This is a genomic window from Deltaproteobacteria bacterium (assembly GCA_016709225.1).
In the GTDB taxonomy this organism is placed as follows: Bacteria; Myxococcota_A; Polyangia; order Nannocystales; family Nannocystaceae; genus Xiheibacterium; species Xiheibacterium phototrophicum.
Map to the genome: position 1 here is coordinate 352,342 of JADJEE010000012.1, position 15,202 is coordinate 367,543.

The window sequence follows — 15,202 nt, forward strand, 5'->3', positions numbered from 1 at the left end:
CGCGGGCGCAGCTGCAAAGGGGGCCGGGGGCGGCGGCGCGGCGCGAGGGTCCGCGGTCGGGGACGGGGCCTCGCGGGCCCGACTTTGGGGCCGTGGCGCCCGCGGAGTGCCGCGCGCGTCAGTCGGCGGCGTCCTCGAGCGCGGCCGGCCCGAGCTCCAGCAGCCGCTCGAACACCGCCTCGTCGATGCGGCGCACGCCCAGCGCCTCGGCCTTGGCCAGCTTGCTCCCGGGTGACTCACCCACCAGCACGGCGGTGGTCTTCTTGGACACGCTGCCGCTCAGCTTGCCGCCACGCGCGAGCACGGCGGCCTCCGCGGCCTCACGGGTGTGACGCGCGAGCGTGCCGGTGATGACCAGCGAGACCCCGGCCAGCAGATCGTTGCGTCCTCCCTCGGGCTCGGGGTCGTGGGCGACGACGCCGCCGTCGCGCAGGCGCGCGATCAGCTGCACGTTCTCGGGCTCGGCGGCCCAGGCCTTGATCGACGCCGCCATCACCGGGCCCACACCGTCGACCCCTGCGAGCTGGTCCTCGTCGGCGCCGAGCACCGCCGTGAGCTCGAGGTAGCGCCGCGCGAGCACCCGCGCGCCCGCAGTGCCGACATGGCGGATGCCGAGCGCGACCAACACCTGCGCCAGCGGACGCGTGCGCGCGCGATCGATCGCCGACAGCAGATTGGTCACCGAGGTGTCGCCAAAGCCCTCGAGCTGCAGCAGATCCTCCCGACGCAGGAAGAAGATGTCACCCGGCATGCGCACGAGCCCCTTCGAGAGCAGCTGATCGACCGTGCGATAGCCGAGCCCCTCGATGTCCATCGCGCCGCGGCTCGCGAAGTGGAACAGGTACTCGCGCACGCGACTGGGGCACTCGAAACCGCCGGTGCAGCGCGCGACCTTCTCGCTGCCCACGCGCTCGATCGGGTGGTGACACGCGGGGCAGTGGCTCGGCATCTGCCACACGAGCTCGCTGCCATCACGCCGGCTCGGCACCGGCCCGACCACCTCGGGAATGACGTCGCCGGCGCGGCGCACGATCACCATGTCGCCGATGCGGACATCCTTGCGCGCGACCTCGTCGGCGTTGTGCAGCGTCGCCATGCCCACGGTCGCGCCGCCGACGAACACCGGCTCGAGCACCGCGAACGGCGTGGCCGCACCGGTGCGCCCGATGTTGATCTCGATGTTGCGCAGCCTGGTGACCTGCTCCTCGGGCGGGAACTTGAACGCGATGGCCCAGCGCGGCGCCTTGGCGGTGAAGCCGAGCTCGCGCTGCTCCGCGAGGCGGTCGACCTTCACGACCACGCCGTCGGTCTGGTACGCGCGGTGTGCCCGCTGCTCCTGCGCCGCCGCCACATAGGCCAGCGCCCCGGCGAGATCGTCGACGCGTGCGCTCGCGGGGTTCTTGGCGAAGCCCAGCGCGGCGAGGTAGTCGAGCGTGTCCCAGTGCGAGTCGAGTCGCGGCCCACCCTCGAGCCGACCGAGCTGGTAGATCCAGATGTCGAGCTCGCGCGAGGCGGTCACCTGCGGATCTTTCTGGCGCACCGAGCCCGCGGCGGCATTGCGCGGGTTGGCGAACGCGCGCGCGTCGGCCTCGGCCTGGCGACGGTTGAGCGCGTCGAAGGCCGCCAGCGGCATGTAGACCTCGCCGCGCACCTCGAGCAGGGCGGGCACCTCACCGCGCAGGCGCTGGGGCACCGACGCGATCGCGCGGAGGTTCTGCGTGACGTCTTCGCCGGTGGTGCCGTCGCCCCGGGTGGCGCCGAGCACGAGCTCGCCGTGTTCGTAGGTCAGCGCGATCGCGAGGCCGTCGATCTTGAGCTCGCAGGTGTACGCGCGCGGTACGTGTCCGAGCTGCTTGGTGAGCCGCTCCTCCCACGTGCGCAGGTCGTCGTCGCCGAGCGCGTTGTCGAGCGAGAACATCCGCGACACGTGGACCACCGGTGCGAACGCACCCGAGGGCGCGGCGCCCACGGCCTGGGTCGGCGAGTCGTCAGCGGCCAGTGCCGGATGCTCGTGCTCGATCGCCGCCAGCTCGCGGACCAGCGCGTCATACTCGGCGTCGTCGATCTCGGGGGCGTCGTCGCGGTGGTAGCGATCGGCGTGGTAGCGGATCTGCTGGCGCAGCTGCTGCGCGCGCGCGACCACGTCGTCGGCGGGGGACTTGGACTTGGAGCTGCGCTTGGCCACCGGTGCGCGCGCGAGGCTAGCAGGGCTGCGTCAACGCGATCGCCGCCCGGCCCACCGCCGCGTTCAGGCCCGCCAGAGCGCGACGCCCTTGTATGCGACCGCGTCGTCGATGGCGCCCCGCACCCGCGACGCCAGCGCCTCGGCGGCGTCGCGATCGGTGCGCGAGAACTGCAGGCACACGCCCTCGTCCGAGGCCCCGGGCACACCACCGAGCGCGCCCTCGTCGAGCGCCCACAGCTGCATGCGCGCGCCCAACATGCCGCGACGGAAGGTGCACGATGCGAACTCCTCCACGTCGATCACGATCTTGCGGGTCGCGCTGCGCTGCACGTCGAGCTCGAGCACCACGGCCGCGCCGCCAAAGCCGACACGTCCCCGCACCTCGCCGCTGACCCCGAGCGGGTCTCGAATGGTGAACGCCACCGCCACGTTGGCCGGCATTCTTGGCGCCAGTTGCAGGGACTTGCAATCGTGCCCTCGGAGGTGGCGTGTCGCGCCCCCACGCCAGCCGACCCGCGCGGTGTCGGGGCCTGGCACAAACATCGTTCCAAGGCGTCCTTGGGCTTCTGCGGCGCGCTGCGGCACCGTCACGTCGACGCGCGCTGCCGTGGTCCGTCGTCCTTCCGGCCACGCACGCGGCCAGGGCAACGCAAAGAGGGATGCGTGAGATCCGGCGGCCGCGCCCGGCCACGCGGCGACGATGGGCGAACGACCTCCCGAGCCGCTCGCCACTGTGCTCGCTGCGCGCCGCTGGTGCCCGACAAATGCCGTTCCGACCGCGTGCTGGCGTCGACACCCCGCCCCGTCAAACTTGAAGCACTTTGCGTAATGGGATAACCATCTTGGAGGCTGCCGACTCGTCGTCTGCCGCCACGAGCGTTGGCCTGCAGCAGGCGCGGCCGGTGTCCATGTGCCGGCCCTCCGGCGTCGGCATCCCCCGAGGACGAGCACCGCGATGAAGACCTCCCCGAAAGCCTCCGAGTCCGTGTCGGATCCCCTCGTGGGTCAGACGGTCGGTGGCAAGTACGCGATCGTGCGGCTCATCGGTCGTGGCGGCGTCGGCCTGGTCTACCTCGCGCGCCACCTGCAGCGTGACGTCGTCGTCAAGGTACTCGCGCCCCATTGGGCCACCGACGCCGAGGCCTTGGCCCGCTTCGAGCGCGAGGCCAAGCGACTGAGCGGCCTCCACCACCCCAACATCGTCGAGATGCTGGACTTCGGCCGCGACACCGATCGCGGCTACCTGGTGATGGAGTACCTGCAGGGCGAGCTGCTGTCGGACTACGTCACGCGCAAACGACGACTGACGCTCGAGGAGTTCGTACCCATCGCCGCGCAGATCCTGAAGGGCATCGGACACGCCCACTCGCGCGAGGTGATGGTCCGCGACGTCAAGCCGGCCAACGTGATGTTGGTCGAACGCAAGGGTCGGGCGAACTTCGTCAAGATCCTCGACTTCGGCCTCGCGAAGCTGCTTCGCGGCGAGCAAGCGATCACCGAAGAACACGTGATGGGCACCGTCGGCTACCTCGCGCCCGAGGCCATCCGCGGCGAGAGCATCGATCTGCGGGTCGACGTCTACGCCATCGGCGTGCTGTTCTACTACATGCTCTCGGGGCGCCTGCCGTTCGAGGGCGACAGCAACGCCGCGGTCTTCTACAAGACCATCCACGAGCAACCGCGCAACCTCGTCGAGGTCGTGGGCGCCGGCGCGGGGCTGCCCGACGGGCTGGTCGAGCTGGTCCACCAGTGCCTCGAGAAGGACCCCGAGCAGCGCCCCGCCGATGCCGACCGCGTGGTCGAGCGACTGATCGACGTGGTGCCGGCGTCGCTGTTCCGCCTGCCGCGGTCCCAGACCGCGAGCCTCGCAACACCGACCGCCGTGCCGCCAGGCGTCGGCAACACCGGGCTCATCGAGCTGGTGGGCGCGCGGGCGAACACCGGCGAGCTGATGGCCGAGTCCGAGACGATGACGCCGATCCCGGGCACGCTGCGCCCGATCCACTCGCCGCTGCCGACCGGCGCCACCGCGCCGGCCGCCAACGACACCACCCGTGCGACCTCGCCAGGCCTCGAGCCGCTGCCGGTGCCCTCGCGCACGATCGGCCTGGTCGCGCTGTCGGTGGCAGCCGGCGTCGTGCTCACCGTGCTGGTGGTCGCCGCGGTGATGCTGATGATGCGGCGCGACGACGACGGTGGCGCGCTCAAGCCGGCCGCGATCACACCCGCGGCGACGGGCGAGGCGGGCCGTGACGCGATCGCGAGCGCGCTCGACGACATCGACGCCAAGGTCGGCCGCAACCAGCTCGACGCGGCCGGCACCGCGCTCGAGCGCGTCCGAGAGCTGGCGCTCGACGACGACGCCAAGGCGCGCGTCGCCGCGAGCGAGCGTCGCATCGTGCTGGCGCGCCTGGCCGCCACCGCCGCGCGGTTCGAGTCCGAGGGCGACACCGCGGCCGCGCTCGAGACCTACCGCGAGATCCTCGACGCCGATCCCGACCACGCCGCCGCCCGGTCGGCGATCGCACGCTTGTTCGCCGCGGGCACGCCGAGCGTCGCGGGTGATCCCCCGGCGACCGCCGCGTTCGCCATCGTCTCGCGGCCCATCGCCAACCTCGCGATCGACGGACACGCGGCCGGCACCACGCCGTACGACGGCAAGCTCGCCGTCGGCCGGCACAGCGTCCGCATCACCGCCCGCGGCTACGCGCCATGGGAGGGCAGCATCGAGGTCGTCGCCGGCGACAACCTGCCGCTCTCGGTGCAGCTGCGGGGCAAGGGCCCCGGACACGCGGCCGATCCGACGCCCGTCGTCGGCGAGCCCACCGCGAAGCCCGAGCCCACCGTGAAGCCCGAGCCCACCGCGAAGCCCGAGCCCACCCCCGAGGCCGAGCTGCAACCCAGCGGCGACGTCAAGAAGGATCCCTTCCTTCCCACCAAGAAGGGCGGCCAGGGCGACGACGTGTTCCTGCCGGTCAAGAAAGTCCCGTGAGCATGATCTCCGCACGCACCGCGTCGCCCTCCTCCACCCTCGCGCGAGCGCTCCGCCACCCCCGCGCGCTGGTGCACGCCACCGTCGTCGCCAGCCTGCTGCTCGCGCCCGTGCCCGCGTTGGCCCACACCGCCGAGCCCGACGCGGCCACCGACGACGGTGACCCCGACGCGTTGAGCAGCGCCGCGGTCGAGGCCTTCCGCGGCCGCCAATACGACGAGGCGATTGCACTGTTCGAGCGCGCCTACGCCCTCGATGCGCAGCCGAACTACCTGTTCAACATCGGCCGCGTGTACGAGGAGAAGGGCGACCTCGCCAACGCGGTGAAGTACTACCAGCGCTTCGTGCAGCAGCCCGGCGTCGACCTCGAGGCCCGCGAGGCCGCGGTCGCGCGACTCAAGGTGCTCAAGCCCGCGCTCGAGGAGATCGAGCGCGACCAGCGGCCGGCGACGGAGCCTGGACCTGCGACCGACGATCCGACCCCGCCGACGACCCCGGCCGATGCACCGGGCAAGTCCCGCAAGCAGAAGCTCCGGCTCGCGGGCTACTCGCTGCTGGGCACCGGCGGTGGCGTGCTCGTCATCGGCGCGGTGTTCGGCGGCCTGGCGATCGGCAAGTCCAACGACGCCAAGGATGCCGCCTTCGTCGACGAGAAGCTCACCGCACGACACGAGGCCAAGGGCCGCGCGGCGGTGGCCGACGGGCTCATCATCAGTGGTGCGGTGGTGGCCGGCGTGGGCCTGATCTTGGTGCTGAGCACCCTGGGCAAGCCCCGCAGCCGCAGCGAGAAGGCCGAACGCAGCGCGATGCGACCGCGACCGTGGGCCCGCGCGGCACCCAGCGTCGGCAGCCGACACGTCGGCGTCGCACTCGCCGGACGCTTCTGACGACGGCGCGCAGATGTCGGCCGCGCGGGCTCGATCGCCGCCCACCTTTGTCGTTCGCCAAGCGGCGTAGTACGGTGTCCTCCTAGCTCTTTTCTTCGCGACTGCAGAGAGGCTCGACATGACCCGCACCGACTTGGCCGACTCCGTACGCAAGACCGCCATCGGCGGCCTGCTGGGCCTTCCGCTGGGGATCGCGGCGTGCAGCCTGGCGCTCGATCTCGACGAGAAGATCCCGTGCACCGCCGACGCCGACTGTCCGTACACCATCGGCGCGGGCCAGTGCCAAGACGGCTTCTGCGTGCCACCGTCGTCGGCTTCGGCGACCGACGCCACGACCACCGCGACCGACTCGGTCACCACCACCGAGACCACACTGACCACGACGGTCGCCGACTCGAGCAGCGGCCAGGACGCCAGCAGCGACAGCGGCAACACCACCGGTACGCCCGCGTGCAGCAAGAACTCCGAGTGCGAGATGGATCAGCGCTGCGGCGCCGCCGGCACCTGCGTCGAGCTCCTCTCGCCCGAGTGCCAGACCGTGCGCTGGCCCGGTAGCGCACCCGAGGACCGCGACAACGTCGTGTTCGTCGGCTCGGTGATGCCCACCGGCGAGCCCTTCACCAACCTCGTGCAGCCGCTGGAGAACGCGATCCAGCTCGCGATCGACGACTTCAACGACACCACCACGTTGCAGGGCGATCGGCAGATCGCGTGGGTCGGGTGCGACGACGCCGCGGGCACGACCGCCTCGCTGGCGGCGGCCTCCCACCTCGTCACGACCGTCGAGGTCCCCGCGATCGTCGGCCCGGTGTTCTCCGAGGCGGTACTCGACGTCGCCAGCGACGTCACCGTCGACGCCGGTACCTTCCTCATCTCGCCGACCGCGTCGGCCATGTCGATCGCCAACCTCGACGACAGCGGCCTGGTGTGGCGCACGATTCCAGGCGACGTCTACCAATCCAACGCACTCGTCGATCGCCTCGCGGACCTCGACGCCGTCACACCGGTCTCGAACCTGCTCGTGCTGGCCAAGGACGACGCCTACGGCAACGGCATCCTCGCGGCCATCCTCGACGACCTGAACGTCGCACTGCCGAGCGCAGCGATCTACACCGACACCTATCCCGACCCGACCTCGTTCGGCAGCCAGCAAGAGCTGCTGCAGGCCTACGGCATGGTGTTGGCGGGCGCCGCCGCCTCGCCGGCCGCGAGTCCCTACTACACGCACGTGGTGTTCATCGGCACCAGCGAGATCCAGGCGCTGCTCTACTCGTACCTCGGCGTGGTCTGGGACGGCATGGGCGGCGATCCGATGCCGCTGTTCACCGTCACCCACGGAGCAGTGCCGGAGATGGAGCGCTTCATCAACGAGATCGGGCCCGACTCCGGCACCGGCGCCCTGGTGCCGCTCAAGCCGCTGATCGAGGCGCATCTGCAGGGCACCTCGCCGGTGGTGCTCAACCCCGAGAACTTCGAGGCGTTCTCGGTACGCTATCGCATCGCATTCAACTTCGAGGACCCGCTGACCTCGGCGGCGTTGAGCTACGACGCAACGCTCGCGACGCTGTTCGCGATGTGCACGATCGACGCCGACACCGACGTCACGGGCCAGGCCATCTCGCTGGCGATGCCCGCGCTGGTCGCCGACGACGGCGACTTCATCTCGTTCTCGGGTACCGACCTCGGCTTCATCCAGGACGCGCGCAACGTGCTGGCCACGGGTGGTACCGTCGACCTGCAGGGCGTCAGCGGCGAGCTGCAGTGGGACCTCACCACCGGGGACGTGCGCGCCGACGTGTGGGGCTGGGACGTGCTCGACGCCAGCATGCCGCCGGACGGCAGCATGCCGAACTCGGCGCCGACGCGGATCTACCTGCTCGACCCCGAGCCCTCGACCGAGGGCACCTGGATGCCGATTCCGGGCTGACCGGATCCCGCTCCGGAAGCGCGCGCGTGTGCCCGGATCACGCCCCGGCGAGGGCCGTCGACCCCTGCGGTGGTAGGCTGTTGGCATGACGCGCCTTGCATTGAACCTACGTCGCTGGAACTCTACCCCGACTGCGCTCGCGCTCGCCGGCGCGCTGGTGCTCGCCGGCGCGTGCGGCAAGGACGACCCCAAGGGTGGCGGCGGCGACGGCTCGAGCAGCGGCAGCTCGAGCGGCGATCCCACCACCGGCACCACATCGTCGACCACCGCGATGGCCGACAGCAGCAGCGGCGGGGTCGACGGCAGCAGCTCCAGCGACGGCGGCCCGGTGGTGCTCTCGATCAGCGGCATCGCGCGGGACTTCTTCGCCATGGCGCCGCTGGTCGGCGCCGAGCTGTCGCTGCTCGACGAGCCGGGCTTCGAGACCGTCACCGACGACGCCGGCAACTACGTGATCGAAGGTCTCGCACCCGACTCGTTCCACCGCATCGCTATCGCGGGCAACGACAGCTACTGGGGCGCGGTGGTCCCCGCCCGTCTCGGCTCGGAGTCGCTCGACGACTACGATCTCTCGCAGGTCTCCAACGACGTCATCGACATCCAGATCGGTGCGTTGCAGATGCAAGACCCGATGGTGATGGTCGACGAGACCGCCGCGGTGTTCCTCATCGCGTTGCGTCAGAACACCGCGACCGGTGCGGTCGTGACGATCGATCCGCCGCCGCCGGCTGGCACCTACTACGCACCGGACGCGAGCGGCCAGCCGATCCTGAACCAGAACACGATCGAGTGGGGCCTGTATCCCGTCGCGATCGTGTTCAACCTGCCGCCCGCACCCGAGGGCACGTACACCATCAGCGTCACGCACCCCGAGCGCGAGTGCACGGTCGAAGACCCCGAGCCACCGACGTTCGAACGCAGCATCAACCTGGTCTACGTCGACTGCCCGGCGCCGTGAAAGCTGTGCGACGCGTCGGCTCGCCCGATGCGCGGGCTCGACAACAAAGCGCTTGCGCTGGGGCGCGGGGTCGGCAGTAGACTCTCGCCTCCAGGCTTCCGTGAGCGACCTTCGCAAGCGGCCCGTGGTCCACATGGGCGCCGTCGGTGACGACGACCTCGTCGACTGGCCGGGATCCGACACGGATGCCGACACCGGTGGCGCGCCCGTGCGCGAGGCGTCCCCGCCGGAGGACGACGCGCCGGCCGGCCGCCCCGACGACGACGAACGCGACGCAAGCGACGACGACGACGACCACGCCCGCGACGACGAACGCGACGACGACGACGAACGCGACGCAAGCGACGACGACGACGACCGCGACCACGACGACGACCACGCCCGCGACGACGACGAACGCGAGGCCCCGGCCGCCTCGCCCCCGCGCAGCCGCGGGCGGGTCCCCGCCGGCGCGTGGCTGCTGGCCGGCGCCGGCATGCTGTGGGCGACCGTGATGATCCTGCGCTGCCGCCCCGACGCCGAGGTGCCGAGCGCGAACATCCCCGGCAGCATCGCGCCGCGCACCGCCGACGCACCGCTGGCGCCACAGGACGCGGAGCCTGCGGACGCACCGCCCGCGGACGCGCCGCCGGTGCCGGAGCTGGTGGGGCCGGGGCCCGATGCCGACGCGGCCGAGCCGACGCCGCCGGGCATGCCCGACACCGACCGACTGCCGCGCCACGATCCCGCGTGGGCCAGCGGGCTCGAGCTGCCGTCGCAGATCCGCTACACGGTGCGCCGCGGCGGCACGCTGGAGAACGTCGCCAACCTCTTCAAGATCTTCCACCACGAGATCCTCGCGCTCAACCCCGGCATCCCCCTCGATCGCGAGCTGGCGCCCAACACCCGCGTGGTGGTGTGGAAGCGCGACGATGCGGTGACCAGCGAGTCGGTCGGGTTCCCGTCGGCGGGCTCGCTCGAGGGCGGCGTGCCGATGCTCGAGGGCAAGGGCCGCCGCATCCTCGCGATCCCGTGGAAGACCTGGGGTACCGCCACGACCGTCGCGATGCTCGACGTGCTGCTCGACCGCTGGGAAGCGCGCGGCAACGTCCAGCCGATCCTCGTGGGGAACATGGCCAACCGCACCGGCGGACGGCTCGAGCCCCACAGCACCCACCAGTCCGGTCGCGACGTCGACCTCGGCTATCCGCAGGTGCTGGCGTCGGGTGCCGAGCTCAACTGGCAGGAGATGAACGGCAAGAACCTCGACGCGGCCGAGACCTGGGCGCTGCTGTTCCTGCTGGCCGACTCCGGCGCGGTCGAGGAGATCTACATCGATCGCGAGCTGCAGAAGCTGCTGCACGACTACGCGCTCTCGAAGGAGCTGCTGTCGAAGGCCGCGCTGGCGAAGTGGATGGAGTACCCGCGTCCGACCGGGACCGCGGCATTCATCCAGCACGTGCCCGGCCACACCGACCACCTGCACGTGCGGTTCTCGTGCGCGCAGGGCCAGAGCCGCTGCAAGTCGCGCTGACGCGCGGGGGCGGGCCGTCGGATCGCGACACGCCCCGTGCTACACCGGCGGCGTCCCCATGAGCGGCGACTTCCTGCTCCCCGCAGCCGACGAGCGCGACGCGATCCTCGAGAGCCTCGCCGGGCTCGTGCGCGCGCGCGGCTACGAGCACCTGGTGTTGTCCCCGCTCGTCGAGCCCGACGAGCGCCACTTCCCCGATCGTTGGGGCGGCGGCGAAGCCAGCGTCGCACGGGTGTTGCGTCGACTCTTGGTGTACGCCGACCTCGAAGGCGTGCAGCCGCGCATCGTCGTCGAGCCCGATCTCGGCCTCGGACCCATGTCACCGGCCGGCGTGGGCTCGCCCGCATGGCTCGCGGGCGTCGTCGACGGCGTGCCACAGGTGCGCGTGCGCGAGTCGAGCCTGCGCGATCCCTTCGTGCTGGTGCCGGCGATGGCACGGGTCGCGTCGGCCATCTTCCGCAAGCAGCACCGGCTCGCGACCGGCGATCCCGAGCGGGAGGAGCGTCAGGTCGATCTCACGAGCGTGTTCCTGGGCTTCGGCCTCGTGACGGTGCCGGCCGCCGTGCGTCGCTCGACCTCGCGCGCGGGTGGACGCGTGCAAGCGACGACCACCCGCATCGGTGTGCTCGACCCCCGCAGCCTCGCGTTCGCGCTGGCGGTCGTGCTCGAGCTACGCGGCACCGAGGGCGCACGCATGCGCGGCATCGACGAGCGGCTCGGCGCCGACGGAGCAGCGTTCGTGGCCGCCGCGCGCACGTGGTTCCGCGCGCAGCCGCAGGCGCTGGCCGACCGTCTCGCGGTGCCGCCGCGGGCGCAATGGCCCGATCCGCCCGCGCTGTCGCTGCTCACGGCGCCCCTGCCCGACGACCCCGCGACCTCGATGGAGCAGCGGCTCGACGAAGACAAGGGCGTGCAGGGCATGAACGCCGGCAAGCCGGTCTTCCGGGTCGAGCGCAGCAAGGCCATGCGGCTGGCGCGGATGCTCGGGCTGCCGGTGTTGCTGCTGGGCATGCTCGCCGGGCGCATGAACGTCGGCGTCGAGTTCGAGATGTGGAAGGCGATGCTCATCGCCGGCGGCCTCGCGCTCACGGGCCTGCTGATCGGTCGCCTGTTGCCCGACGCACGCTGCTCGGAGCCCAAGTGCGGGCAGACCCTCACCAAGGACCAGCTGACCTGCCCGCTGTGTGGTGGCCGGATTGCCGGCGTGATCCACCACCCGCGCGAGCGGCTCGCCGCCGAAGAAGCGCTGGCGCGCGCCGAAGGCGAGCCGCCGGCGTGAACGTTGCGGCTATGCTGGGCGGATGATTGCCGTCGGCCCGTTCGACGCCGCAGCGCTCGCCCACGCCCAGCTGACGCGCGACGCGATCGCGACCCGACGATTCCCCTCGCTGTTCGAGCACAAGCGGCGCCGCATGATCGGCTCGGCGCACGGCCTGCTGCGGGGCAGCACCGCGCTCTTCTACGACCTCGTCGACGGCGTCCTGCCGCCGCTGCCGGGCCGCGCCACGGTGGGTTGGATGGTCGGCGACATGCACGTGGAGAACCTCGGCATCTACCGCAGCGAGGACGGCCACACCGTCTTCGACATCGACGACTTCGACGAGGCCACGCACGGTCCGCTCGCCCTCGACCTGCTGCGGGCGACCACCAGCATGCTGCTCGCCGCCGACGACCTGGGCGGCGAGCCCGTGACGCAGATCCGCTGCGCGAGCGCGCTGCTGGCCAGCTACCGCGAACGCATCGCGCGTGACGACGACCGACCCGACCCACTGGCGCCGCGCTTCGACGACGCGGTGCAGCGCGTGGCCGCACGCCGCCAGCGCACACTGCTGCGCGAACGGGTCGAGCGCGTCGACGGACACTGGCGATACATCCGGCACCCCCGCCGCTACCTCGAGCTGCCGCCGGACCTCCGCGAGGCCGCGCCGCGACTGCTGGAGCGCTACTTCGACGCGCTCGGCGACCGCGCCCCCGAACACCCCGCGCGCACCCACCTCGAGGACGTCGCACAGCGCGTGGCCGGCACCGGCAACCTCGGCTACCTGCGGCTGGCGTTCGTGCTGCGACGTCATGATCGCGTGCGCCTGGTCGAGCTCAAGGAATGCCACGCCAGCGCGGTGCATCGCGTGCGGGCGCTGCCCGCCACGTCCGAACCCGACGCACTGCGAGTGGTCGCCGCGGCAAGCCTGCTGCCGCACCGACCGGCGCGGCGCCTCGCGGCGGTGATCGACGCCGACGGCGGGCGTTCGTTCGTCGGCCGCCGGCTCACGCCGCAGCAAAACAAGTTCGACGCCGACACGCTGCAGCGCGGGCATCTGCCCGTGTTCGCGAAACTGCTGGGTGCCCGCATCGCCGCCGCCCACCTGCGTGCGGCGCCGCAGCGAGACGCCGTGCTGGGCTGGCACGTCGACGACGATGCGATGCTCGACGCCAGCATCGCGATGGCGTCGGTGCACCGCGCGGTGCATCTCGCCTACGCGCGCTTCGCCCCCGGCTTCGATGCCGAGCGAGCCCGCGCGGGCGGCTCTTGACGCCCCCGCCGCCCGCGGCGGTGGGCGATCGCGTCGCGGGTGCACGTCGCCGCCAGCTCCCGCAGGTACGCGTGGCCGGGATCGTCGCCAACGCGCTCGTGCCAGGTCATCACGGTGCGAACCGTCGGCAGCGGCAGCGGCGGGTCGAACAGCCGCAGCGGCAGCAACTCGGCGGCGTGGACCAGCAGGGAACGCGGTGCGGTCAGCAGGAGATCCGAGCGCGCGACGATGAACGGTGCGCCGACGAAGTGTGGCACCCGCATGGCCACCTCGCGTCGCAGCGAGCGCGCGGCGAGGGCCTCGTCGACCGGCGAGATGCCGTCTCCTCCGGTCGGTGTGATCACCAGGTGCCGCAGCTCGACGTAGGTCTCGAGGTCGAGCCGGCGACGCAGCCGCGGATGATCGACGCGCACACACGAGGCGAAGTCGTCCTCGCCCACGCGGCGCTGCACCAGCCCCGGTTGGGGAGACAGCGACGGGCCGATGACGAGGTCGACCTCGCCGCGCTCGAGCGCAGCGACCATCCCCGGCCACGGCTCGCGCATCACCGTGCAGATGCGTGGGGCCTCGCGGGTGGTCACCTGCAGCACCCGCGGCAGGATCTCGAACTCGGCGAAGTCGGTCGTCACGACCACGAACGTCCGCTCGCTGGTGGCGGGGTCGAAGTGCTCGCGCCGGGACAACGCGCCACGCAGATCCTCGAGCGCGCAGCGCAGCCCGTGTCCGAGCTGCTGCGCGCGCGCGGTCGCGACCAGCCCGCCGCGCCCGGGCACCAACAAGGGATCCTCGAGCAGCTCGCGCAGCCGCTTGAGGCGGTGGCTCATCGCCGACTGCGTGAGGCCGAGCTGCGCCGCGGCACGGGTGACATTGCGCTCCCGCAGCAACACGTCGAGCGCGTGCACGAGGTTGAGATCGATCGCACCCAGATCGAGACCACCGTCCGGCATCGACGACGACGGTAGCAGAGCCACGCCGCCAGGCATCGATGCAGTTCATGACCCTCATCGATGCCATGCGTTGGACGCATGATGGGCCGCCGGCCATGCTGCGGCCATGCGATCCTGCACTGCCCCGAACCGACCTGCCGTGCCGCCTCGTCGCGTGGCCCTGCTCGCACTGTCGTCGCTCCTGACCGCGTGCTCGACGGGCGCCGATGGCACGCCGCCGCCGCCCGACGCCACGCGGGTGAACACCGCGAGTCCGCTCGCGGCCGCGACCCCGATCGTCGCGGTGTTCGAGGGCGAGGTCGAGCGTGTGCTCCCGGCCGGCGGCTACACCTACCTGGAGATCGAAGGCGACGCAGGTGCCCGTTGGGTGGCGGTGATGGGCCCGGGCCTGCCGGCCGGCAGCCGTGCGCGCGTCGACGCCTACGCGATCCAACACGACTTCCACTCGCGGCGACTCGATCGCGACTTCGCCGAGCTGGTGTTCGGCACGGTGGTCTCGAGTCCCCGCGAGGCCTCGCCCCCCGTCACCACGCGACCCTCCACCTGAACCGAAGCCAAGGAACGACACCATGACCCACCCCTGCAACCATTCCCTCCGCTTTCGCGCATCGCTGTGCGTGCTCCTCTTCGCGGGCGCGTGCGCCACCGACGACGACCGAGGCGGCGCCGCCGACTCCACCGGCAGCGCCACCGACGGCGGCAGCAGCAGCGGCAGTGGCGGCACCACCGGCGGCTACGGCAGCGCGGGCACCACCGGCGCCGACCTCGAAGCGCTCTACGCGTGCCAGGACCCGGGCCTCTTCGAGGCGCGTGCCCTGGCGGGGCCCGGCCTGGATCCCGACGCGGGCCTGGTCGAGCCGCAAGCGGAGTACATCGTGAGCACCACGCAGATCCTCCCGATCTCCGACCAGCAACAACGCTTCCTCGACCTGGTCGCCGACGTCGGTACCCAGCTCGACGGCCAGCCCGGCTTCGTCGCCTACGGCCTCGCCATCGAACCAACCTGCGGGTTCGCGCGCACGATCTCGATCTGGCGCGACGAGGCCTCGATGCTCGCCTTCGTGGGCAGCGGTGCCCATGCCACGGCGATGGCGGCCACCGCCGAGGTCGGCGTGACCGGTCGCGTGACGTCGTTCACGGTCACGGCAGCGCAGCTGCCGATCTCCTGGGACACCGCCATCGAGCGCATCGCTGGGGTCCCGCCATTCTAGATGGCCGCCGAGCTCCGATCCTTCGCGGCCGTCGGCCCCCATCGTCGAGCG

At 71.8% G+C, this 15,202-nt stretch carries 12 protein-coding genes; 9 read left to right on the top strand and 3 right to left on the bottom strand.

Features of this window, described 5'->3' with window-relative positions:
* Positions 1–118: 118 nt before the first annotated feature.
* The gene (ligA, locus tag IPH07_26430; GenBank protein MBK6920960.1) at positions 119–2,143 is read right to left on the bottom strand and encodes an NAD-dependent DNA ligase LigA; all 2,025 of its coding nucleotides are present in this window, start codon (positions 2,141–2,143) and stop codon (positions 119–121) included.
* A gap of 105 nt (positions 2,144–2,248) precedes the next feature.
* Positions 2,249–2,614, bottom strand: coding sequence for a hypothetical protein (locus IPH07_26435; protein ID MBK6920961.1), 366 nt, complete (start codon positions 2,612–2,614; stop codon positions 2,249–2,251).
* Positions 2,615–3,140: 526 nt separating this feature from the next.
* Between IPH07_26435 and IPH07_26440 the strand changes: the two genes are divergently transcribed.
* The 7 genes from IPH07_26440 to IPH07_26470 all read left to right on the top strand — a co-directional run bounded on the left by IPH07_26440 (position 3,141) and on the right by IPH07_26470 (position 12,993).
* A complete protein-coding gene (locus IPH07_26440) occupies positions 3,141–5,177 on the top strand; it encodes a protein kinase (protein MBK6920962.1) in 2,037 nt (678 codons plus the stop codon).
* Between the two features lie 2 nt (positions 5,178–5,179).
* Positions 5,180–6,064 carry a tetratricopeptide repeat protein gene (locus IPH07_26445; GenBank protein MBK6920963.1) on the top strand — a complete coding sequence of 295 codons (885 nt, stop codon included), beginning with the start codon at positions 5,180–5,182 and terminating at the stop codon, positions 6,062–6,064.
* A 118-nt stretch (positions 6,065–6,182) separates the two neighbouring features.
* Complete coding sequence (locus IPH07_26450; protein MBK6920964.1) at positions 6,183–7,991, top strand: ABC transporter substrate-binding protein; 1,809 nt, start codon at positions 6,183–6,185, stop codon at positions 7,989–7,991.
* A gap of 85 nt (positions 7,992–8,076) precedes the next feature.
* Positions 8,077–8,949: a hypothetical protein gene (locus IPH07_26455; GenBank protein ID MBK6920965.1), complete on the top strand. Its 873-nt coding sequence runs from the start codon at positions 8,077–8,079 to the stop codon at positions 8,947–8,949.
* Between the two features lie 100 nt (positions 8,950–9,049).
* Positions 9,050–10,462, top strand: coding sequence for a penicillin-insensitive murein endopeptidase (locus tag IPH07_26460; protein ID MBK6920966.1), 1,413 nt, complete (start codon positions 9,050–9,052; stop codon positions 10,460–10,462).
* Positions 10,463–10,520: 58 nt separating this feature from the next.
* Positions 10,521–11,741 carry a hypothetical protein gene (locus tag IPH07_26465; GenBank protein ID MBK6920967.1) on the top strand — a complete coding sequence of 407 codons (1,221 nt, stop codon included), beginning with the start codon at positions 10,521–10,523 and terminating at the stop codon, positions 11,739–11,741.
* A 22-nt stretch (positions 11,742–11,763) separates the two neighbouring features.
* On the top strand, positions 11,764–12,993 hold the full coding sequence (locus tag IPH07_26470; protein MBK6920968.1) for a DUF2252 family protein: 1,230 nt from the start codon (positions 11,764–11,766) through the stop codon (positions 12,991–12,993).
* Here IPH07_26470 and IPH07_26475 read toward each other — a convergent pair.
* Positions 12,936–13,940: a LysR family transcriptional regulator gene (locus tag IPH07_26475; protein MBK6920969.1), complete on the bottom strand. Its 1,005-nt coding sequence runs from the start codon at positions 13,938–13,940 to the stop codon at positions 12,936–12,938. The genes IPH07_26470 and IPH07_26475 overlap by 58 nt on opposite strands.
* Before the next feature lie 139 nt (positions 13,941–14,079).
* On the opposite strand from IPH07_26475, the gene IPH07_26480 reads away from it, so the two are divergent.
* Positions 14,080–14,487 carry a hypothetical protein gene (locus IPH07_26480; protein MBK6920970.1) on the top strand — a complete coding sequence of 136 codons (408 nt, stop codon included), beginning with the start codon at positions 14,080–14,082 and terminating at the stop codon, positions 14,485–14,487.
* 22 nt (positions 14,488–14,509) lie between these two features.
* Positions 14,510–15,151, top strand: coding sequence for an antibiotic biosynthesis monooxygenase (locus IPH07_26485; GenBank protein MBK6920971.1), 642 nt, complete (start codon positions 14,510–14,512; stop codon positions 15,149–15,151).
* Positions 15,152–15,202 lie beyond the last annotated feature (51 nt).

Bases quoted from the DNA above. Each gene is read 5' to 3' on its own strand.
- IPH07_26440 (MBK6920962.1), top strand. From the start codon at position 3,141: ATGAAGACCTCCCCGAAAGCCTCCGAGTCCGTGTCGGATCCCCTCGTG.
- IPH07_26445 (MBK6920963.1), top strand. From the start codon at position 5,180: ATGATCTCCGCACGCACCGCGTCGCCCTCCTCCACCCTCGCGCGAGCG.
- IPH07_26450 (MBK6920964.1), top strand. From the start codon at position 6,183: ATGACCCGCACCGACTTGGCCGACTCCGTACGCAAGACCGCCATCGGC.
- IPH07_26455 (MBK6920965.1), top strand. From the start codon at position 8,077: ATGACGCGCCTTGCATTGAACCTACGTCGCTGGAACTCTACCCCGACT.
- IPH07_26465 (MBK6920967.1), top strand. From the start codon at position 10,521: ATGAGCGGCGACTTCCTGCTCCCCGCAGCCGACGAGCGCGACGCGATC.
- IPH07_26470 (MBK6920968.1), top strand. From the start codon at position 11,764: ATGATTGCCGTCGGCCCGTTCGACGCCGCAGCGCTCGCCCACGCCCAG.
- IPH07_26475 (MBK6920969.1), bottom strand. From the start codon at position 13,940: ATGCCGGACGGTGGTCTCGATCTGGGTGCGATCGATCTCAACCTCGTG.
- IPH07_26485 (MBK6920971.1), top strand. From the start codon at position 14,510: ATGACCCACCCCTGCAACCATTCCCTCCGCTTTCGCGCATCGCTGTGC.